The sequence below is a fragment of the Streptomyces sp. RLA012 genome (assembly GCF_056270325.1).
The window spans coordinates 3,919,724-3,939,920 of record NZ_JBWDPA010000002.1 but is presented as its reverse complement, the minus strand read 5'-3'; the positions used below and the strand labels follow the sequence as shown (position 1 = coordinate 3,939,920).

At 69.3% G+C, this 20,197-nt stretch carries 19 protein-coding genes; 12 read left to right on the top strand and 7 right to left on the bottom strand.

The window, feature by feature from the left end; all coding sequences use genetic code 11:
* Window positions 1-178: 178 nt before the first annotated feature.
* From RV986_RS17730 to RV986_RS17685, 10 genes are all read left to right on the top strand, one after another.
* Complete coding sequence (locus RV986_RS17730; RefSeq protein ID WP_475918329.1) at window positions 179-994, top strand: SOS response-associated peptidase; 816 nt, start codon at window positions 179-181, stop codon at window positions 992-994.
* A 38-nt stretch (window positions 995-1,032) separates the two neighbouring features.
* Window positions 1,033-1,665, top strand: a complete 633-nt coding sequence (locus tag RV986_RS17725) for an alpha/beta hydrolase family protein (RefSeq protein WP_475924317.1) — start codon at window positions 1,033-1,035, stop codon at window positions 1,663-1,665.
* Window positions 1,666-1,920: 255 nt separating this feature from the next.
* A complete protein-coding gene (gene sigR / locus RV986_RS17720) occupies window positions 1,921-2,613 on the top strand; it encodes an RNA polymerase sigma factor SigR (protein ID WP_475918328.1) in 693 nt (230 codons plus the stop codon).
* Entirely contained in the window at window positions 2,610-2,912 is a 303-nt protein-coding gene (rsrA, locus tag RV986_RS17715; RefSeq protein ID WP_475918327.1) for a mycothiol system anti-sigma-R factor, read from the top strand. The genes sigR and rsrA overlap by 4 nt, the downstream gene beginning before the upstream one ends.
* 171 nt (window positions 2,913-3,083) lie before the next feature.
* Entirely contained in the window at window positions 3,084-4,640 is a 1,557-nt protein-coding gene (locus RV986_RS17710; protein WP_475918326.1) for an HD-GYP domain-containing protein, read from the top strand.
* Window positions 4,637-5,923, top strand: a complete 1,287-nt coding sequence (locus tag RV986_RS17705; protein WP_475918325.1) for an HD-GYP domain-containing protein — start codon at window positions 4,637-4,639, stop codon at window positions 5,921-5,923. Before RV986_RS17710 ends, RV986_RS17705 begins: the two co-directional genes overlap by 4 nt.
* A 153-nt stretch (window positions 5,924-6,076) precedes the next feature.
* Complete coding sequence (locus RV986_RS17700; protein ID WP_475918324.1) at window positions 6,077-7,057, top strand: tetratricopeptide repeat protein; 981 nt, start codon at window positions 6,077-6,079, stop codon at window positions 7,055-7,057.
* 154 nt (window positions 7,058-7,211) lie between these two features.
* On the top strand, window positions 7,212-7,862 hold the full coding sequence (gene def / locus RV986_RS17695; RefSeq protein ID WP_475918323.1) for a peptide deformylase: 651 nt from the start codon (window positions 7,212-7,214) through the stop codon (window positions 7,860-7,862).
* A 309-nt stretch (window positions 7,863-8,171) separates the two neighbouring features.
* Window positions 8,172-9,263 (top strand): epi-isozizaene synthase, encoded by a 1,092-nt coding sequence (cyc1, locus tag RV986_RS17690; protein WP_475924316.1) that lies wholly within the window; start codon window positions 8,172-8,174, stop codon window positions 9,261-9,263.
* The gene (locus RV986_RS17685) at window positions 9,260-10,630 is read left to right on the top strand and encodes a bifunctional albaflavenone monooxygenase/terpene synthase (protein WP_475918322.1); all 1,371 of its coding nucleotides are present in this window, start codon (window positions 9,260-9,262) and stop codon (window positions 10,628-10,630) included. Before cyc1 ends, RV986_RS17685 begins: the two co-directional genes overlap by 4 nt.
* 47 nt (window positions 10,631-10,677) lie before the next feature.
* Here RV986_RS17685 and RV986_RS17680 read toward each other — a convergent pair whose 3' ends face one another.
* From RV986_RS17680 to RV986_RS17650, 7 genes are all read right to left on the bottom strand, one after another.
* Complete coding sequence (locus RV986_RS17680; RefSeq protein ID WP_475924315.1) at window positions 10,678-11,640, bottom strand: GlxA family transcriptional regulator; 963 nt, start codon at window positions 11,638-11,640, stop codon at window positions 10,678-10,680.
* 217 nt (window positions 11,641-11,857) lie between these two features.
* On the bottom strand, window positions 11,858-12,316 hold the full coding sequence (locus RV986_RS17675) for a hypothetical protein (protein ID WP_475918321.1): 459 nt from the start codon (window positions 12,314-12,316) through the stop codon (window positions 11,858-11,860).
* Window positions 12,317-12,407: 91 nt separating this feature from the next.
* On the bottom strand, window positions 12,408-14,489 hold the full coding sequence (locus tag RV986_RS17670) for a putative Ig domain-containing protein (protein ID WP_475918320.1): 2,082 nt from the start codon (window positions 14,487-14,489) through the stop codon (window positions 12,408-12,410).
* 451 nt (window positions 14,490-14,940) lie between these two features.
* On the bottom strand, window positions 14,941-15,378 hold the full coding sequence (locus tag RV986_RS17665; RefSeq protein WP_475918319.1) for a cytidine/deoxycytidylate deaminase family protein: 438 nt from the start codon (window positions 15,376-15,378) through the stop codon (window positions 14,941-14,943).
* Window positions 15,379-15,399: 21 nt separating this feature from the next.
* Entirely contained in the window at window positions 15,400-16,533 is a 1,134-nt protein-coding gene (locus tag RV986_RS17660; RefSeq protein ID WP_475918318.1) for an IS630 family transposase, read from the bottom strand.
* A 273-nt stretch (window positions 16,534-16,806) separates the two neighbouring features.
* Window positions 16,807-17,016 carry a DUF397 domain-containing protein gene (locus tag RV986_RS17655; protein ID WP_475918317.1) on the bottom strand — a complete coding sequence of 70 codons (210 nt, stop codon included), beginning with the start codon at window positions 17,014-17,016 and terminating at the stop codon, window positions 16,807-16,809.
* A 9-nt stretch (window positions 17,017-17,025) separates the two neighbouring features.
* Complete coding sequence (locus RV986_RS17650; protein WP_475918316.1) at window positions 17,026-17,892, bottom strand: helix-turn-helix domain-containing protein; 867 nt, start codon at window positions 17,890-17,892, stop codon at window positions 17,026-17,028.
* Window positions 17,893-18,120: 228 nt separating this feature from the next.
* On the opposite strand from RV986_RS17650, the gene RV986_RS17645 reads away from it, so the two are divergent.
* The gene (locus RV986_RS17645; protein WP_475918315.1) at window positions 18,121-18,552 is read left to right on the top strand and encodes an ATP-binding protein; all 432 of its coding nucleotides are present in this window, start codon (window positions 18,121-18,123) and stop codon (window positions 18,550-18,552) included.
* Window positions 18,549-20,141 (top strand): recombinase family protein, encoded by a 1,593-nt coding sequence (locus RV986_RS17640; protein WP_475918314.1) that lies wholly within the window; start codon window positions 18,549-18,551, stop codon window positions 20,139-20,141. The genes RV986_RS17645 and RV986_RS17640 overlap by 4 nt, the downstream gene beginning before the upstream one ends.
* The last annotated feature ends 56 nt before the right edge of the window (window positions 20,142-20,197 follow it).

Here is a 20,197-nt window from a genome sequence, read left to right as displayed (position 1 = left end):
TTGCTCCGTCATGGTGGGAACGCTCCGGATCCGGTTTGTCGAGAGGCGCGAGCAGGGTGGAGAGTTGGCCGACGGGGGCTTTTCGGCGCTGACCCGGTCGCCGGGCCGACTGGTGCCGACTGGTGCTGACCGAGGCCGCGTGATCTGGCGCTTTCGCAGGTCGGAGGGGTGTTTACAGATGTGTGGACGGTATGCGGCGAGTCGTGGGCCCGAGGATCTCGCAGGAGTCTTCGAGGTCGAGAAGTGGGAGCCCGAGGAGACCTTGGACCCCGACTACAACGTGGCTCCGACCAAGGAGGTGTATGCCGTCCTCGACCGCCCGCTCAAGGACGCCCAGAGCCCGAAGCCGGTTCGCCAGCTGCGCAGGCTCAAGTGGGGGCTCGTCCCGTCCTGGGCCAAGACGCCCGAGGGTGGCGCCCGGATGATCAACGCCCGCGCCGAGACCGTGCACGAGAAGCCCTCGTACCGCCGTGCCTTCGCCGCCCGGCGCTGCATCGTGCCCGCCGACGGCTACTACGAATGGGTCACCGGCGCCGCCGAGCGCGATCTGGAGGTCGAGGGCAGGAAGAAGCGGCCGCGCAAGCAGCCGTACTTCGTACTCCCCGCCGACGGCTCGGTCTTCGCGATGGCCGGGCTGTACGAGTTCTGGCGGGACCGGACGCTGCCCGACGACCACCCCCGGGCCTGGTGGGTGACCTGCTCGGTGATCACCACCGAGGCGGAGACCTCGCCCCTCGCGGTCGCGCCCGCCGAGGGGCCGTACGCCCTCGCCGACATCCACCCCCGGATGCCCCTGATGCTCACCCCGGACCGCTGGGACGCCTGGCTCGACCCGGCCCGCACGGACGCCGAGGGCCTGCGCGAGCTGCTCACGCCGCCGCCCACCGGGCTGATGCGCGCGTACCCCGTCTCCACGGCCGTCAGCAACGTCCGCAACAACGGGCCCGAGCTGCTCAAGGAGCTGGAGGGCCCCGAAGAGGGCACACTCTTCTGATGTGACGGAGATCATGGAAGTCTGACGTGACGGAGATCATGGAAGCCATCGAGACGGTCGAGACGGACGCCGGAACCGCCCGCATCACCTGGCACCGGGCGCAACGGCCGCGCCTCGTGCTCGCCGTCGGTCACGGCGCGGGCGGTGGCATCGAGGCCCGCGACCTTCAGGCACTCGCGCGGGTGCTGCCCGCCCACGGGGTGAGCGTCGCGCTCGTCGAGCAGCCCTGGCGGGTGGCCGGGAAGAAGGTCGCCCCCACGCCGAAGACGCTGGACGCGGGCTGGCGGGGCCTGTGGCCCGCGGTCGCGAAGCCCGGGCTGCCGGTGGTCGCGGGCGGCCGCAGCGCCGGAGCCCGCGTCGCCTGCCGCACGGCGACGGAACTGGGTGCCACCGCCGTCCTCGCCCTCAGCTTCCCGCTGCACCCGCCCGGCAGGCCCGAGAAGTCCCGCGCCGAGGAACTCCTCGGCGCCGGGGTCCCCACGCTCGTCGTCCAGGGCGGCAACGATCCGTTCGGCAGGCCGGAGGAGTTCCCCGAGGGCTCGTACGAGCTGATCGAGGTGCCGTACGGCGACCATGGCCTCGCCGTAGGGAAACGGGCGCCGCTCGACCAGGCCGAGGCCCTGAAGATCGTCAGCGACGGCGTCGTGACGTGGATTGCGTCACGCGGGTGACGCCCGGGAATGCCGGGCGGCGGACTGCTGTTGTGGCGAACAGCTAGCACGGAGTGTGCTGGACCGTTCGTAGGAGAGGGAGTCCGCCGCATGGGTTCGACCATCTGCCCGAGCCGCCGCAGCAGCGCTGACCTGGACTGGACGGTGCTGCCGACGGCAAAGACCGCCCCCGTTCGGGCGGCGGCGGGTGTGGATGTTCGTCTATCCTCCGATTCGAGTGGGACCGGTTTCGGTTCTGCCAAGTCGCTGGAGGAGGTGGGTCCGGTCACTGGGACCGACGCAGGGACCGATCACGGCCAGGCGGAGCAGCCCGAGGGCCAGGGCACGAGCGACGCGACGGCGGAAACGTCCGCCGAGCGCACCGCGCGCTTCGAGCGGGACGCGCTCGAATTCCTCGACCAGATGTACTCGGCCGCGCTGCGCATGACGCGCAACCCGGCCGACGCCGAGGACCTGGTGCAGGAGACCTACGCCAAGGCGTACGCGTCCTTCCACCAGTTCCGTGAGGGAACCAACCTCAAGGCATGGCTGTACCGCATTCTCACCAACACCTTCATCAACTCGTACCGCAAGAAGCAGCGCGAACCCCAGCGCAGTGCGGCGGAGGAGATCGAGGACTGGCAGCTGGCGCGTGCCGAGTCGCACATGTCGACCGGGCTGCGTTCCGCCGAGTCGCAGGCGCTCGACCACCTGCCCGACTCGGACGTGAAGTCCGCGCTGCAGGCGATCCCCGAGGAATTCCGCATCGCCGTCTATCTCGCGGACGTCGAGGGCTTTGCGTACAAGGAGATCGCGGACATCATGGGGACTCCCATCGGTACGGTGATGTCCCGGCTGCACCGGGGCCGTCGCCAGCTGCGCGGCATGCTCGAGGACTACGCCCGTGACCGCGGGCTCGTCCCGGCCGGCGCCGGAGAGTCGAACGAAGCGAAAGGCTCGGGCTCATGAGCTGCGGAGAGCCGCACGAGACGGATTGCAGTGAGGTACTCGACCACCTCTACGAGTTCCTCGACCATGAGATGCCGGACGCGGACTGCACCAAGTTCGAGGTGCACTTCGAGGAGTGCTCCCCGTGCCTGGAGAAGTACGGGCTGGAGCAGGCCGTGAAGAAGCTGGTCAAGCGGTGCTGCGGACAGGACGACGTACCGACCGATCTGCGCGCCAAGGTCATGGGCCGCATCGACCTGATCCGCTCCGGACAGACCGTGCCCGAGCACGACGTCACCGCGACGCCCCAGGAGACCTGAACTCCGGTCCAGGAGACCTGAACTCCGGTCGCGGGGCGTCCACCCGTCACCCGAACGTGCGAATCCGCGGGCTTCGAGCCCGCGGATTCCGCCGTACCCGCCCCCGTATCGGCCCCGCCGCCCTAGGCTCCGGAGCCTGAACTCGGGAGGGGACTCGGGGAGGGGACGAGGATGAGGTCGGTTCCGGCGTGGGCCCGGGTGTACGTGGCCTGTGTCGTCCTCGCCGCCCTCGCCTGTCTGACCCCCCTGCCGCGCCAGCACGTTCCCTGGTGGGCCGTCGCACTGCTCGCCGCGCTCTACGCCGGGTGCGAGCGGATCGGCCTCCCGCGCGGGCCGAGGGGCGCGGGTACGCCCGGCCGTGACGCCCGTGACATCCAGGGCGGCCCCAAGGGCATGGGCACGTTCCTCCCCGTGCTGCTCGCCGGGGCCTTCCTGCTGCCGCCGCCCGCCGCCGCGCTCGTCGCGCTGCCCGGGGCGCTGCTCGCCCGCGTGGAACAGCGGCCGCGACGGCTGCGCCGGGTCTGGCGCGCGGCCCAGCTCGCCGTGGCGGTCTGGGCGGCGTCCCGGGTGCACTGGACGCTGGGCGGCCGGGACGCGGTCGTCGCACCCCACTTCCCCTACGCGCTGGTGCCCGCCGGAGCCGCGGTGCTCACCTTCTGCCTGGTGCTGACGGTCCTCGACGGCGGGATCCTGGCGCTGGCCGAGCGGGTGCCGGTGCGGGGCGCCTGGCACGGGCTCTTCGCGCGCTCGCTCGCCTCCGTCGCCGTGCACGGCCTCGCCGGGCTGATGATGGCGGTGCTGTGGCGCAGTCCGTACGGTCCCGTCGCCGCGCTGCTCGTCCTGCTGCCGATGTACGTCTCCTGGTGGGCGTTCGCGCAGTACCACCGGGAACGGGCCGCCCATCAGGCCACCATCCGGGCCCTCGTGCAGGCCGTCGACATCAAGGACGGGTACACGCGCGGACACAGCGAGCGGGTCGGGCAGGCGTCCATGATGATCGCGCGCGAACTGGGCATGGACGACGAGCGGGTGGAAGTACTCCGCTTCGCCGGCATCCTGCACGACGTGGGGAAGCTGGGGGTTCCCACCCGGCTGCTGCGCAAGGACGGGCCGTTGACGCCGGAGGAGCGGCGGATCATCGAGCTGCACCCCGAGTACGGGCACGAGATGGTGCGCGGGATCGGATTCCTCGGGGAGGCCCGGTCGGCGATCCTGCACCACCACGAGCGGCTGGACGGGAGCGGGTATCCCTACGGGCTGGTCGGGCGGCAGATTCCCGAGTTCGCACGGGTGGTGGCCGTCGCCGACGCGTTCGACGCGATGACGTCGACCCGGTCCTACCGCCGGGCCCGGCCGGTGCCGGCGGCCGTGGCGGAGCTGGAGCGGTGCGCGGGGGCGCAGTTCGATCCCGGGATGGTACGGGCCCTGGTGCGGGCGCTGGACCGGCATGGCTGGCACCCCGCCGTGACCGCCGGTGTCCACCCGCCCACCGCACCACAGGATCCGGCGCGTCCGGCGGGTGCGGACGAGCGCCCGACGGACGAGTGCCCGGTGGGGACGGACGAGTGCCCGGTGGGGACGGACGAGTGCCCGGTGGGGACGGACGAGTGCCCGGTGGGGACGGACGAGTGCCCGGTGGGGACGGACGAGTGCCCGGTGGGGACGGACGAGTGCCCGGTGGGGACGGACCGGCCCTCCGCGGACGTCCTCGGGCGGAGGCGTCCGTGAGCGCCGCCGGTGTCGGGCTCGCCGGATACGGTCCCGCGAGCCGCCCCCGTCCCCCGCTCACCCTCGCCCTCGTGCACGCAACCGCCCTCGTCCTCACACTCGCCTCGCTGGCCGTCACCCTCTGGAACGGTCTCGACGAACGCGGCATCGCGCTCGCCTTCGGGCTCCTCATGGCCGTCGGGGAACTCACCCGCTGGAGCGGGGCCGAGGAGCGGGAGTCCGCTCCGCTCGGGGCCGCGGCGGCGCTGTCGTACGCGCTGCTCGGGGAGCAGGCCGGGCAGCCCACCCACCACGGCGCCCTCCAGGTGGTCGCCGTCGTGAGCGCCGCCGCGCTGCTGGGGTGCGTGCCGCACGTGGCCCGGGGGCGCGGGCCCACCGCCGATCACCTCACCCGGCGCGTCCTCACCGTCGCCTTCGCCGCCGTCTGCTTCCAACCCCTCTACAACCGGGGCAGGTTGATGGGCTGGGACGGGCCCTCCTACGCCCTGCTGCTGGTCGCGCTGCTGGTGCTCACCGCGCTGTGCGACGCCGTGCTCGCGGCGGCGATGGCGCACGCCCGGACCCGCTGGCCCTTCGGACCGCTGCTGCGGGACGAACTGCGGGCCATGCTCGGCATCGGGTCCGCGGTCTGCGCGACCGGGGCGGTGATGTCGCTCGCCGTGGCGGTCGTGGGGCTGTGGGCGCTGCCCGTGTTCTCGCTGCCGCTGCTGCTCACCCAGCTGTCCTTCCGGCGCTACGCCGCCGTGCGCGTCACCTATCGGCAGACCATCGCCTCACTCGCGCGGGCGACCGAGATCGCCGGGTACACCCCGGCGGGGCACGCCCGTCGGGTGGCCGCGCTCAGCCGGGCCGTCGGGCGGGAGCTCGGGCTGTCCGAGCCCGATCTGACCGTCCTGGAGTACGCGGCGCTCATGCACGACATCGGCCAGCTCAGCCTCGTCGACCCGGTGCCCGCCGGCGCCACCTGTGTGCTCCCCGCCGCCGAACAGCGGCGTATCGCCCTGCTCGGCGGGGCCGTCGTGCGCCAGACCGGGGTGGACGCGGAGGTCGCGGTGGTCGTGGAACGGCAGGCCGACCCCTACCGGGAACAGCCGGTCACCGCGCGGATCGTACGGGCCGTGAACGCATACGAGGAGCTGGCCCGGGAAGCGGGACCGCAAGGGCCCCTCGCCGCCCTGGAGAAGCTACGGCTCGGCACCGCCCACGACTATCAGCCCGAGGTGGTGGAGTCGCTGGCAAGGGTCCTGTTGCGGGGCAGCCTTACCCTGCCCCAGGCTGGGTAACCCATGGGTAATGAGCGGCCGTCCGACGGTCCGTGGTTGGATGCGAGGAAGAGGGTGTTCGGGGGCACGGGCCGACCCGGGGCCGCGCTGTCTTCAAGAAACTCTTCGAGGGACCGGCAGGCGGGAATCGCAAGGAACTGGCAGGCGGGAATCGTGAGGATCTTCGGCAAGGGACGACACCGGCCCTCCGCCTCATGGCGGCAGGCCACCGACCGTGCGTTCACGCTGATCGGCGACGGCCGGTACGAGGACGCGGGAGCGCTGCTGACGCGCGCCGCGGACCTGGAGCCGTGGCTGTCGGAGTCCTGGTTCAACCTGGCCCTGCTGCACAAGTTCCGGCACGACTGGGAGCAGGCCCGCGCGGCTGGCCTGCGGGCCGTCGCGCTCCTCGACCGGGAGACCGGCGCCCCCGACTGGTGGAACGTCGGGATCGCCGCCACCGCCCTGCAGGACTGGCCGCTGGCCCGCCGCGCCTGGCAGGCGTACGGACTGCGGGTGCCCGGCGGCGCCGCCGTCTCCGGGGAACCGGTGGGCATGGACCTCGGCAGCGCGGCCGTACGGCTCTCGCCGGAGGGTGAGGCCGAGGTCGTCTGGGGGCGGCGGCTCGATCCGGCCCGGGTCGAGGTGCTGTCCATTCCGCTGCCGTCCTCCGGGCGGCGCTGGGGCGAGGTCGTCCTGCACGACGGGGTGCCGCACGGTGAGCGGACCACCGTCGTCGGGCACGCCTACCCCGTCTTCGACGAGATCGAGCTGTGGGCGCCCTCCCCGGTGCCCACCTGGGTCGTCCTCCTGGAAGCCGCCACCGAGGACGACCGGGACGCCCTGGAGCGGCTCGCCGCCGACGCCGGATTCGCCGCGGAGGACTGGTCCTCGTCCGTACGGCTGCTGTGCCGGATGTGTTCCGAGTCGCGGATGCCGTCCGACGAGGGGGACGGAGAGCATCTCGATCCGCACGACCACAGCGAGCCCGGGCATCCCGGGCCGCTCGGTCACCGTACGGACGGGCAGTTGTGGGTGCCCGAGCGGGAGTGCGGGGTGGCTGCGCCGGCCGGTTTGGTGCGGGGGCTGCTGGACGGGTGGGTTGCCGACAGTCCGGATTCCCGGGACTGGCGGGATCTGGAAGAGGTCTGCTGAGGGCCGTGGGTTCGCCGCGGGCCGGTGGGGGTCGCTCGCGCCCACGCGGCGGAGCCGCACGGGGTCACGGTCCCGCGCCCCTGAAGGGGCGCCACCCCCGTACCCTGTATCAGCACCACACTCTCCATAGCATTCAGGAAGGCGTACGTCGGTCATGGCGCAGCAGGACACCGATCAGCAGCACGTGGGCGTGCTCCCCGTGGACGACGAGGGCTTCGTCATCGACACCGAGGACGGCGAGGAGCGGGAGGCGGCCTACCGTGAGCCCGGTACCTCGCGGCCGATCACGGTCGTCGGCAACCCGGTGCTGCACAAGGAGTGCAAGGACGTCACCGAGTTCGGGGCCGAGCTCGACCGGCTGGTCGCCGACATGTTCGCCAGCCAGCGCACCGCCGAGGGCGTGGGCCTGGCCGCCAACCAGATCGGTGTCGACCTGAAGGTCTTCGTCTACGACTGCCCGGACGACGAGGGCAAGCGGCACGTCGGTGTCGTCTGCAACCCCGTCCTGGTCGAGCTGCCCGCCGAGCAGCGCCGCCTGGACGACAGCAACGAGGGCTGTCTCTCGGTGCCGACCGCGTACGCGCCGCTGGCCCGCCCCGACTACACCGAGGTCACCGGGCAGGACGAGAAGGGCAACCCGATCAAGGTGCGCGGCACCGGCTACTTCGCGCGCTGCCTGCAGCACGAGACCGACCATCTGTACGGCTACCTCTACATCGACCGGCTCTCCAAGCGCGAGCGCAAGGACGCGCTGCGGCAGATGGCCGAGAACGAGCCCCGCTACCCGATCGTCGCGAACGACTGAGACGGAGCACGGCAGTCGGGGCTCGTGGCCACGCACGAGTCCGGCCGAGCGGCGCCTGGCCCGGGAAACACTCCCGACCAGGCGCCGTTCGCATGTGCGTCGCACGTTCGATCCCCTGCGCTCTCCTGGTGATCCATAATCAGTCACACAGGGGGAGATTCTCAGCACTGTGGGGTAGTGAGTGGAGCAAATCAGTTCCCAGAACGGTCAGTTGTGGTGCTGAATGGGAAGTGCGGGGATACGCAACGGCGCACGCCCGGCACAGCGGGAGGGGCGCAGCGTCAACTGGCGGCTGAGAGGGGTTTGTTCGTGCATGCTTTCTCACACGGCACTTCATCGACAGCGACAGCGACCGCGGTCGCGGTTCCACCGGCGCTCTCTCTCCCGGTGATCGAGACCGCGTTTCCCCGTCAACTGCACCCGTATTGGCCGAGGCTCCAGGAGAACACGCGTTCGTGGCTGCGTGAAAAGCGGCTCATGTCGGCGGACAAGGTCGAGGAATATGCCGACGGACTTTGCTATACGGACCTGATGGCGGGCTACTACATTGGCGCCCCCGACGAGGTCCTGCAGGCGATAGCGGACTACAGTGCGTGGTTCTTCGTCTGGGACGACCGGCACGACCGTGATGTCATCCACGCCAGGGCCGCCGCGTGGCGGAGGCTCAGGTTCCAGCTTCATGCGGCCCTCGACTCCCCCCGGGAGCACCTGCACCACCCGGATCCCCTGGTCGCGGGGTTCGCGGACAGCATGGCGCGGCTGTACTCGTTTTTGAGCAAGAAGTGGAACGCACGCTTCGCCCGGCACTTCCACGCGGTGATCGAGGCGTACGACCGGGAATTCCGGAATCGTACGGCGGGCACCGTCCCCACGGTCGAGGAATATCTCCGACTGCGGCGGCTCACGTTCGCCCACTGGATATGGACGGATCTCCTTGAGCCGAGTGCGGGCCGCGAACTCCCCATCGCCGTGCGGAATCATTCCGCATATCGGCGTGCGGCCCTGCTGAGTCAGGAATTCGCCGCCTGGTACAACGATCTCTGTTCGCTCCCGAAAGAAATAGCGGGCGACGAGGTCCATAATCTCGGAATCAGTCTCATCCACCATGAGGGGCTGACTCTCGAAGACGCGGTCGTAGAAGTCAGGCGGCGCGTGGAGGAATGCGTCACCGAATTCCTCGACGCGGAGGAGGAACTCAACCGGTTCGCCGACACCCTCGCGGACGGTACCGTGCACGGCAAGGAATTGAGCGTCGCCGTGAAGGCCTGTCTCTGCAATATGCGGAACTGGTTCAGCACCGTGTACTGGTTCCACCACGAGTCCGGCCGGTACACCGTCGACAGCTGGGACGACCGCTCCACACCCCCGTACGTCAACAACGAAGCGGCAGGTGAGTCATGACCGTCGAGTCCGTGAAACCCGCGCAACCCGCGGCACCGGAGCTGCCCGCCCCACCCCTGGCCGCGGGCGGCGTACCCGTCCTCGGACACGGCTGGAAACTCGTCCGCGACCCGCTGGGCTTCCTCGCCGGGCTCCGCGGCCACGGCGACGTCGTACGGCTCAAGCTCGGTCCCAAGACGGTGTACGCGCTCACCTCGCCGGCCCTCACCGGAGCGATGGCGCTGAGCCCCGACTTCAAGATAGACGGACCGCTCTGGGAATCACTGGAAGGCCTGCTCGGCAAGGAGGGCGTCGCCACCGCCAACGGGCCCCGGCACCGCCGTCAGCGCCGCACCATCCAGCCCGCGTTCCGGCTCGACATCATCCCCGAGTACGGGCCGATCATGGAGGAGGAGGCGCGGGCGCTCGCCGAGCGCATGGGCTCGGTCGAGGCCGTCGACTGCACCGCGGAATCGTTCCGCGTCGCCGTGCGCATCGCGGCCCGCTGTCTGCTGCGCGGCGAGTTCATGGACGAGCGCGCCGAGCGTCTGAGCATCGCGCTCGCCACCGTGTTCCGTGGTATGTACCGGCGCATGGTGATTCCGGCGGGGCCGCTCTATCGGCTGCCGCTTCCGGCCAACCGTAAATTCGACCGCGCATTGGCCGATTTACATCTTCTCGTCGACGAGATCATCGCCGAACGCCGGGCATCCGGTCAAAAGCCGGACGATTTGCTGACGGCATTGCTGGAGGCGAAGGACGAGAACGGCGGGCCGATCGGGGAACAGGAGATCCACGACCAAGTCGTAGCGATACTCACGCCCGGCAGTGAAACCGTCGCCTCCACGATCATGTGGCTCCTGCAAGTCCTCACCGAACACCCGGAACACGCCGCCCGGGTGGCCGAGGAGGTCAAATCCGTCGCGGGAGACCGACCTGTCGCATTCGACGACGTCCGGCAGCTGTCCTACACGAACAATGTCGTCGTCGAGTCCATGCGACTGCGCCCCGCCGTATGGATTCTGACCCGCCGGGCGGTGACCGAGACCGAGCTCGGCGGCTATCGGATTCCGGCCGGTGCCGACATCGTCTACAGCCCCTACGCGATCCAGCGTGATCCGCGCTCGTACGACGGGCATCTGGATTTCGACCCCGACCGATGGCTTCCGGAACGCGCCAAGGACATCCCGAAGTACGCCATGAGCCCCTTCAGTGTGGGCAACCGGAAGTGCCCGAGCGACCACTTCTCGATGGCGCAGCTGAGCCTGATCACGGCGACGGTGGCCTCCCGGTGGCGCTTCGAGCAGGTGCCGGAGTCCCATGACGCGACCCGCGTCGGCATCACGCTGCGACCGTACCGGCTGCTGCTGCGCGCCCTGCCGCGGTGAGCGCACGGCGCCGTCCGCGGTGACCCCGCATCCCTACCGGCGCGCGTTCAGGCAGCCTGCGGGCCCCTGAACGTGCGCCGGTACGCCTGCGGGGTCGTCCCGAGGCTGCGCACGAACTGGTGGCGCAGCGCGGCCGCGGTGCCGAAGCCGGTGCGGCCCGCGATCACGTCCATCGTCTCGTCCGTCGCCTCCAGCAACTCCTGAGCCAGCAGCACCCGTTGGCGCAGGATCCAGCGGTACGGGGTGGTGCCGGTCTCCTGCTGGAAACGGCGCGCGAAGGTGCGCGGGGACATGTGGGCCCGGGCCGCGAGCTGCTCGACGGTCACCTCCTGGTCGAGATGGCGCTCCATCCAGACCAGCACCTCGCCGACCGTGTCGCAGGTGGAGCGGGGCAGCGGGCGCTGGACGTACTGGGCCTGCCCGCCGTCCCGGTGCGGGGGCACCACCATGCGGCGGGCGATGGCGTTGGCGACCTCGGGCCCCTGCTCCTTGCGGACGATGTGCAGACAGGCGTCGATACCGGCGGCGGTGCCGGCCGAGGTGATCACCGGGTCCGCGTCCACGTACAGCACGTCCGGTTCGACGATCGCCTTCGGGTACTGCCGGGCGAGCTCGTCCGCGTGGCGCCAGTGCACGGCGCAGCGCCGCCCGTCGAGGAGCCCGGCCGCGCCGAGCACGAAGACGCCGGAGCAGACGCTGAGCACCCGGGCGCCGCGGTCCGTGGCGCGGCGCAGGGCGTCGAGCAGCTCGGGCGGATAGGACCTGGACACATACGATTTCCCGGCCGGGAGGGCGACGAGGTCGGCGCTCTCCATCCGCTCCAGGCCGTGTTCGGTGTTCAGCGAGAACCCCGCGTGGGTGCTCAGGGTCGGGCCCTCGGCGGAGGCGACCGCGAAGTCGTACACGGGCAGGCCCTCGTCGCTGCGGTCGATGCCGAACACCTCGCAGACGACGCCGAGTTCGAAGGGGTGCACACCGTCGAGCAGGACCGCGGTCACGTTTTTCAGCATGTCCGCCAGTGTGCCCGGTGACTGGCAGGAAATCGAGGGTGTGCGGCGGTCCTGCCACTGACGCTGGGGAGCGAGCCGTACGACAGTGGTGTTCATGAAGACGCTCATCGAGAACAGTGACACCGCAGCCGGAATCCTGACCGTCCTCGCGATCTTCGTGGTCCTGGCGCTGCCCGCGCTGATCGGCCTGGCCCACGAGCGGCGGATCGACCGCCGGCTAGGGCTTCGTGACCAGCACCGTGACCGTCCACTCCTGAATGCCCTTGCACGACACCTTGCCCGGGGCGGTCGCGCAGAGCGGCCGGGAGGAGGCGAGGCGGACCGTGCCCGCCGAGACCGCCTTGAAGGCGGAGCTCGCGTCGCCCGGCTGAAGGACGATGCCGCTGTTGGTGGCCTCTAGGCCGGTGCCGCTGACCTGGACGGGTGCCCAGGGCCGGGCGGTGGTGCCGTCCAGGGTGAGGCGGAGTGCACCGCCGGTGGTGAGGCAGTACGTGTGGCCGGAATCGGCGGCGCTCAGCTCCGCCGGAGGCCTGTCGCAGCTCTTGTGGGTCACCGTGGGGGACGGCGACACCGTGCCGCTGCCGCTCGCGTCGCTGCCGCCTTGTGTGCCGCAGCCCGCGAGCAGCAGGGTCAGGGCCGCGAGGGCGAGGGTCCGATGGTGGGTCGTACGGCGCATGGGGTGGCACCTCCTTGCCGCTTGGACGTGCCACCCCCGCATCAGGATCCACACAGGGCCCTGGCCGCGACGCCGGCCAGGGCCCCGCTGGTCAGCTGGTCGTGACGGCGGTGTCGTCGACGACGAAGCTGGTCTGGAGCGAGGAGTCCTCGACGCCGCTGAACTTCAGGGCGACGGTGGACCCGGCGAACGAGGACAGGTCGAAGGTCTTCTGTACGTACCCCGTGGCGCTGTTGAGGTTGGAGTACGTCGCCAGCGTGGTGGTGCCGGCGGTGACCGTCAGCTTGTCGTACGCGGTGCTGGTGCTCGTCTCCGCCGTGTCGATGTGCAGGTGGAAGGTGAAGCTGGCCTTGCAGCCGGACGGGATCGTCACCGACTGGGAGAGCGTGTCGGTGTGCGTCGAGCCGTAGCCGTCCAGCCACGCCTTGTACGAACCGGCGTGCGCGGCCTGGCTGCTGGAGTTGGTGATGACACCGGTGCTGGCGGTCCAGGTGGTGTTGCCCGACTCGAAGCCCGGGTTGCCGAGCAGCTGCGCCGAGGTGCAGGTGCCGCCGCCGGAGGAGCCGACGGTCCAGGTGAAGGAGGCCGAGCCGGAGGCGCCCGTGCTGTCGGAGGCGGAGACGGTGACGCTGTAGGTGCCGGCGGTGCTCGCGGTGCCGGAGATCAGACCGGTCGAGCTGCTGATCGACAGACCGGTGGGCAGCCCGCTCGCGCTGTAGGTGAGGGTCGCGCCCGCGCTGTCGGTCGCCGAGATCTGCAGGCTGACCGAGCCGCCGGTGGTGGTGGACTGGCTGCCCGGGTTGGTGACGGTCACCGTGTTGCCGGTGCTGGTGCCCGAGGTGAAGGCGGCGGTGCCGTTGGGGGTGCCCCAGCCGGTCGGGCCGTCGTAGCCGGTGGTCGCGGTGCAGAAGTACGACGGGGAGCAGGAGCCGTTGTTGCCGCTGGTCACGTCGTACAGGTTCGAGGTGTGGGAGTAGGGGTACTTCGCCGGGTAGTCGCTGGAGCCCGGGGTGCCCGCGAGGGCGTAGACACCCGCGATGATCGGCGAGGAGGCGCTCGTCCCGCCGTAGACCGCCCAGCCGGAGCCGCCGTAGGTGTCGTAGACGGCCACGCCGGTGGCGGGGTCGGCGACCGCGGAGACGTCGGCCTCCATGCGCCGGGAGCAGCCGGTGTCGGTCTGCCAGCTCGGCTTCGCGTCGTAGGCGGAGCAGCCGGAGCCGGTGCCCTCGCTGCTGCTGGTCTTCCACACGGACTCGGTCCAGCCGCGGGTGGAGGAGGAGGTGCTCAGCGCGGTGCCGCCGACGGCGGTCACGTACTGGGACGTGGCCGGGTACTCGGCGCCGTAGGCCTCGTCACCGGAGGAGACGGTGATGGCGACGCCCGGGTGCTTGAAGTACGAGGTGTCCTCGCTGGTCTGGGAGGAGTCCTCGGAGCCGCCCCAGCTGTTGGAGACGAACTTCGCGCCCAGTGTCACGGCCTCGTTCTCGGCGGTGCCGAGGTTGGCGTCGGTCGCGGAGGTGGCCTCGACCAGGATGATGTTGCAGTTCGGGCAGACCGCGCTGACCATGTCGATGTCGAGCGCCTCCTCGCCCGCCCAGCCGGTGTCGTTGGTCGGCAGGGAGGTGGTCGAGCCGGTCTGGCTGACCTGCTTGAAGCAGCCGTTGGCCTTGGTGCAGGCCGAGAGGCCGAACTGTGAGCGGTAGGTGGCGAGGTCCGACTCGGCGTTGGGGTCGTTGTACGCGTCGACCACGGCGACCGTCAGACCGGAGCCGCCGGTCGAGGGCAGGTTGTAGGCGCTGTGCAGGTTGGCCGGGCTGAGGCCGGAGACCGCGGCGGCGGCGTCCGGAGAGACCGCCGCGGCCAGCTTCTGCTTGATGTCGGTGCGGCGCTCGGCGAAGCAGGAGGCGTGACCGGGGGTCGGAGCGCCGCACAGGTGCGTGGTCGGCACCTTTTGGCCCGCCCTGCCCGTGGAGTGCACGGCCTGCGCGGCCGGGTCGGTCAGGGCCTGCGCGTTCTGGGTGACCCGGGAGGGCTTCGCGGCGGCGGGGGCCGGCTGCGCGTGTGCGGCGGGGGCCGCCATGAGTCCGGCGACCGTGAGGGCGAGGGCGGGAGCGGCGGCGGTCAGAAGTCTTCGCAGCCGCCGGGTGGGCCTGCTGGGGGGTGTCTCACGCATGGGGTGCTGCCTCCATCGGTTTGAGGCCGGTGCCGCGCGGGCCCGGGTGGGGCCGTACGCGGTTCCACAGCCGGAAGTGGGGTTCTCGGCGTTGCGTGGCGGGCCCGTGACGCGCGTAGCGTGAACTGTCGACCGATCTGAGTGATGTGCCATGTGTCATGGGCATGCCAATTTGGTCGTCCTGTCGCGCCGTCTGCGCGTGACATGTCAGGACGGCCAGAACCTAACCGGGGCCGATGACGCGCGGATAGCCGCGCCCGAAGAACTTTGCCGCTCCATAGGGGGTCCATGGACGGCGCATGGACGGCCCATGGACGAGACCCGGTGATGCCGGGCCGCAACACGCGGCCCGGCATCACCGGTGTCGCACCGTCAGAAGTCCTTGCCGGACGGTCCGACTCCGGTGCTAGTGCCGCATCAGGCAACGTTCGCGCTGTAACCGCCTGGGGCGTCAGCTCGTGCTGGGTGGTCCGCTCTCCTCAGCGTCGAGCTGGTGGTCCGCCCAGATGTAGCTTTCGGGAAGCAGGTCGGTGACGGGCACCATCCGGAGGCTGTCGTTTGTCCCGACGATGACCTTGAGGGCTGGGAAGTAGTCAAGAAGGACTTGGCGGCAGCGGCCACATGGAGGCACGACGCCTCGGTCGCGGTCACCCACGGCGACGATGGTGTCCAGGTCATAGGCGCCCTGGGCGGCAGCGGTGCCGATCAGGACCAGCTCCGCGCAGGGGCCTCCGGTGAAGTGATAGGCGTTCACCGCGGTGACGATCCTGCCGTCTCGGGCGCGGGCCGCAGCCGCCATGGTGTGGTTGTCGCCCTGGCAGCGTGTGGCCGCGACGTGCGTCGCTGCCCGGATCAGTTCGTGGTCGACACGGTCGGTCTGTGCGGTCATCTTCTCTGCCTCCTTGCACGGTCAGGCGACGTTGGCCCTGTCGACGACAGAGCGTAGGCGCCGGTCGTCGGCGTGGCGGTTTCGCCAGATGTTGTATCGGCGGATCATGCTGCCCTGCTGCTTGTGGCTGGCGTGGTCGGTGCCGTCGAGAGTGAAGTAGCGCAGGGCGGTGAACTGGGCTTCGATGCGGTTGAGCCAGGAGCTGTTGGTGGGGGTGTAGGCGATCTCGACGTTGTTCGCCGCGGCCCAGGTGCCCACCCGCCGGCACTTCTTCGTGGTCAGGTGCGGGGAGAAGTTGTCACAGACGATCGCGATGCGGACCCCGGGCGGGTAGAGGCTGCGCAGGTAGCGGCAGAACTCCAGGAACTGGGTGCGCTTCTTGACCGGCTTGATGTGGCCGTAGAGCTTGTCCTTGGCCAGGTCGTACGCGGCGAACAGGTGCCGTACTCCGCCGTAGCGGTTGTAGGTCGCCCGCCGCCTGCGGCGTGGTTCGCGGTCGGGGTCTTTGTGCTTGCCGGAGCGTTCGGCCCACTGCCGGCCCGGGTGGGGCATCAGGTTGAGCGGTCCGAACTCGTCCATGCAGAAGACGACTTCGGGCTCGTCCGCCTTGGGTATGACCTCGCCGTCGGCGATCGCGTAGAGGGGTTCGACGCGGGCCTTCTTGGCCGCGTAGTCGGGGTCGCGGGAGGTCTTCCAGGTCTTCAGGCGTTGAAAGCAGACGCCTTCCTCGCGGAGCAGGATGCGCAGGCCCTCGTGGCTGATGTCGTCGACCACCCCCTCAGCGACCAGGAAGTCCGCCAGCTTGGTCAGGCTCCAGGTCGAAAAGGGCAGGTCGTGTTCGGTCGGCTTGGACTTCGCGATCTTCTTGATCTCGCGGCGCTCGGGCAGGGTGAAGGTCTTGGGCCGGCCGCCCTTGTACTTCGGATACAGGGAGTCGAAGCCGTCGGTGTTGAAGTTGTGGATCACATCCCGGACCCGGTCCGCGCTGGTGAAGGTGACCTCGGCGATCTTCGCCACCGGCGTGCCCTGGGCGGACAGCAGGACCATCTGGGCACGCCGCCAGGTCACTACCGACCCGGTTCCCCGGCGGATGATCCGAAGCAGCCGTCTGCCTTCGTCATCGTCGATCTCGCGTACACGTACTCGTTCTGCCACCCGGACAGGGTGACGGCCACGCGCCGCCCGGCACAGCACCGGGACGGCGCGTCACATCACAACAGGGCAAACGTTGCCTGCTACGGCACCAGAAGTCCTCGTCGAAGCCGACCGAGTCCTCCACCGCCACCTGGTACGTCGAGGGGCGGCGCTCGAAGAAGTGGCCCAACTCATCGCTTCGCTGCTCCCGCCGACAGGCTGAGCCGGAGAGGGCCGAGGCGTCACACTGAGCGACTTGTCGCTTCGCCGTGACTGCGGGACCTAGGGGTCGGTTCAACTGCGGAGTGTTCCGGACCGGACGGCTGTTATGAACCGATGCCAAGCAGGCTGCCCGATGACGAGTGCGCCCCGGGAACGGGACTTGCTGTCGCCGAGACCGACGAGGCCGTCGTCGGTCGGCTGCGTTTCGACACACTCGTTTCCTGCCCCCTCGCTGTAGGTGGACTTCTTCCACTTGTCCGTAGGCAGGCCGTGACGCACCATCAGTGCCCCTCAATCGTTCTCGAACTTCGCCAAGATCTGTGAGACCAGATCCAAGGACTGGCGCGACGATAGGGCGGACGATCGAATCTCGTCAAAGAGCAGGCGGTAGCTCTCGACCTGCTCCGGTTCCTCCACGTACAGGCCACCGGTCCAGTGCGTCATCTCGACCGCGTCCAGGGCTGCCGGCGAGGAGTTGAACAGTGCCCGGAAGGAGCCGTAGACGCCGGGATAGACCGCCTGGTCGAGCGGCACGACTTGGATGACCACCTTCGGGCGGCGGCTCACATCGATCAGCCTCTGCAACTGCCGTGCCATGACCGCCGGTCCCCCTACAGGGCGCCGGAGCAGTGCCTCATCGAGCACGCCGATGAACTGGGGTGGATCAACGCGGTCGAGGATCTGCTGCCGCTGCACGCGGAGCTGGACGTAGAACTCCACCTGCTCGTCGGCGAGATGGGGCTCCAAGCCACCGATCAGCGCCGTTGCGTATTCCTCTGTCTGGAGGAGTCCGGGCAGGGCCATGTTGCAGTAGTGGAGGATGCGGTCGCACTCCTCTTCCAGCGAGACCATGTCGAGCGTGTCCGCTCGCAGAGCGCCGCTGTACTGGTGCCACCAGCCCTTCTTGCGGCTGTCGCGGAGCAGCGAGACCAGGGCGCCGCGCAGCTCCTGGTCCTCGACTCGGTAGAGGTCGAGAAGGGCGAGCAGCTCCAGGCGCCGGATGTTCTGGCGTCCGGTTTCGATTTTCGACAGCTTGCCCTGCCCACCGTCGATGTGCTCACCGGCGTCACGCTGCGAGACCTTCGCTCCCTCGCGAAGCCTGCGTAGCTCTGAGCCCAAGCGTCTCTGCCGGACGGTTGGTCCCGGGCGAGCGGCCATGTGGCCTCCATGAGTCGTTCCGGCGCCAGGTATCTCTGGGTTGCCGTGTGGCGGTGTCGACACGATACGCGTCCTTGGTAGGCGTATCCCTCGATCGAATGTATTCGATGAAACGAGTTGCGATGAGTAATGAATTGCACACACAGTGGAGCAGGTCGCAGTCAACTGCCCCACAGCAGCCTGGATTTGGGGAGTTCAGGGGCTGCAGGCGATTCCTGAGGAGGAGACGTGGAAAACGCGAAGGCAGACGATCAGCAGTGGATGACGCAGCGGGTCAGCATGGACTTGCAGTACGCGTCCGTGCAGCTCGCGCCGCTCCGCCGGGTCGTGTCCGCTCACTTGGAGCTGTGGGGACTCGACGGCATCGCCGATGCGTGGACACTCATCGCGAGCGAGCTGTGCAGCAATGTCCGCCACGTCGAGGATCCCGCCTACATGCTCACGCTCAGCCGCACAGGCAGTGACGTACGGATCGAGGTGCGTGACGCGTCGACAGCGTTGCCCGAACTTCCGGCTGGACCACCCGACTTCCTGGATGCCGGTGGTCGGGGACTGTTTCTGGTCGTGTCCCTGGCCGACCGTGCGGGGGTAACGCCTCTTGCGGACGGAAAGATCGTTTGGGCAGAGTGCTCGGCTTCGGAGCCGGGGGAGGTCCGGTGAGCGTCGTGTCCTACTGGGCTGTCCATCCAAGCCTTGTGGATGCTCTGGCCCTCGGCCGTGACTTCGAGGAATGGCTGGCGGGACGTACGCCTGTGGTGTCCTACGCCAGAGTCAGCCGTGACGCCGCCGGTGATGAACGAGGTGTTGGCCGACAACACCTCAACAATGACGACGCGGCGGCCAGGCTGGGCTGGGCCGTCGTCCATCGGTTCACGGACAACGCGCTTACGGCCTCCGATCCCCGTGTGGAGCGCCCCGCCTTCCTGCAGATGCTTCGCGTAATCCGCGCGCAGCAGACGGAGGAGGGATTTCGGGTCTGCGGTGTCATCGCCGTTGAAGAAGAACGGCTGGTTCGACTGGACAGTGATCACTCGCTTTTGTACCGAGCTCTGAGCTTAGGCCCGGACGGCTGCATATACCTGGTGGACAAGGATCAACTCATCGACGTACCAGGTGACGTGGAGGCCCGGAACGGCACACTGTCCGGCGGGACGGGACAGCGTGAGGCGGAACGGATGAGTAGCCGCAGACTGCGCTCAGTACGGGACCACGCGAGAGAAGGACGAGGAACGGGAGGGCAACGTCGCTTCGGCTGGTACGGGCACGACACGGCGACTGGTCGATCCACCAATACAGTTCTCGACCCGTACGAGTCGGTGTACCTGCGTGGTGCCATCGACATGGCACTGGCTGGGAAGCCGTGGACGGCGATTACCGACTGGTTGACGGACGAGCGGGTTCCGACGGTGCGAAACAGCCGGTGGGCCGTCGACACTGTCCAGTCGATGGTGACCAACCCGGCAATCTGCGGCTACCGGATCGTGGACGGCCAACTGGTTCGGGATCGGGAGTCAGGTACGCCGGTCGTGGGAGGCTGGCAGACCGTTGCCACGTCTCAGGAGTGGCGGAGACTGATTGCCCGCTGCGACCGCTGGCACTCCCCGGTGCGCGGGCAACCGACGTACAAGCAGGCCCGTGCGACACGGTCGCAAGAACAGGGGAGTCCGCGCACCTTGCGAGAGCGCAAGGCCCTGGCGGACTCGGGGCGGAAGTACCTGCTCTCCGGATTCTTGCGCTGCGGTCACATAGGCGACGACCAGGCGTTGTGCGGCTGCAAGATGGGCGGCCAGCCGCCTCGCGGCACGAACCGCCATCCTTCTTACCGTTGCGTGGCCGCAAGGTGCCGGAAGGTGGGACGTCGAGCTGACCTTGTGGACGAGCACGTCGTCGGGATCGCGATGTGTGCCCTGGAAGAGGAGTACAGCGATACACCACGCGATGAGAGCCCTTTTCCGGGTACCGGGCAACTCACGAGCCTGAAGACAGGCGGTTCACCCACGTCCCTGGCCGCCTTGCAGATCCGTGACCTCGAAGAGGACCGCCGGGAGTTCTACGCGCACCAGGAGGACCAGAACCTGCTCGCCGGATTCACACGCGAACGCTGGGCCTCGTTCGATATCCGGCAGAAGCGTTTGGCGCTTGCCGCGGTCGTCGATGAGGTGGTGATCCGGCCGATTCCGAAGGACCGGACCAGGAACGCGCCGTTCGACCCCGGCCTCATCACCGTCACCCTGAAGAGGAGGCTCTGACGGCAGCGGGCTGGTCCTCGACGCACGTCGAGGACCAGCCCGCGTGTGTACCCAGA

Bases quoted from the DNA above. Each gene is read 5' to 3' on its own strand.
- RV986_RS17650 (WP_475918316.1), bottom strand. From the start codon at position 17,892: ATGGCCGCTCGCCCGGGACCAACCGTCCGGCAGAGACGCTTGGGCTCA.
- RV986_RS17655 (WP_475918317.1), bottom strand. From the start codon at position 17,016: ATGGTGCGTCACGGCCTGCCTACGGACAAGTGGAAGAAGTCCACCTAC.
- def (WP_475918323.1), top strand. From the start codon at position 7,212: ATGGCGCAGCAGGACACCGATCAGCAGCACGTGGGCGTGCTCCCCGTG.
- RV986_RS17680 (WP_475924315.1), bottom strand. From the start codon at position 11,640: ATGCTGAAAAACGTGACCGCGGTCCTGCTCGACGGTGTGCACCCCTTC.
- RV986_RS17685 (WP_475918322.1), top strand. From the start codon at position 9,260: ATGACCGTCGAGTCCGTGAAACCCGCGCAACCCGCGGCACCGGAGCTG.
- RV986_RS17670 (WP_475918320.1), bottom strand. From the start codon at position 14,489: ATGCGTGAGACACCCCCCAGCAGGCCCACCCGGCGGCTGCGAAGACTT.
- RV986_RS17710 (WP_475918326.1), top strand. From the start codon at position 3,084: ATGAGGTCGGTTCCGGCGTGGGCCCGGGTGTACGTGGCCTGTGTCGTC.
- RV986_RS17675 (WP_475918321.1), bottom strand. From the start codon at position 12,316: ATGCGCCGTACGACCCACCATCGGACCCTCGCCCTCGCGGCCCTGACC.
- RV986_RS17725 (WP_475924317.1), top strand. From the start codon at position 1,033: ATGGAAGCCATCGAGACGGTCGAGACGGACGCCGGAACCGCCCGCATC.
- rsrA (WP_475918327.1), top strand. From the start codon at position 2,610: ATGAGCTGCGGAGAGCCGCACGAGACGGATTGCAGTGAGGTACTCGAC.
- RV986_RS17665 (WP_475918319.1), bottom strand. From the start codon at position 15,378: ATGACCGCACAGACCGACCGTGTCGACCACGAACTGATCCGGGCAGCG.
- RV986_RS17730 (WP_475918329.1), top strand. From the start codon at position 179: ATGTGTGGACGGTATGCGGCGAGTCGTGGGCCCGAGGATCTCGCAGGA.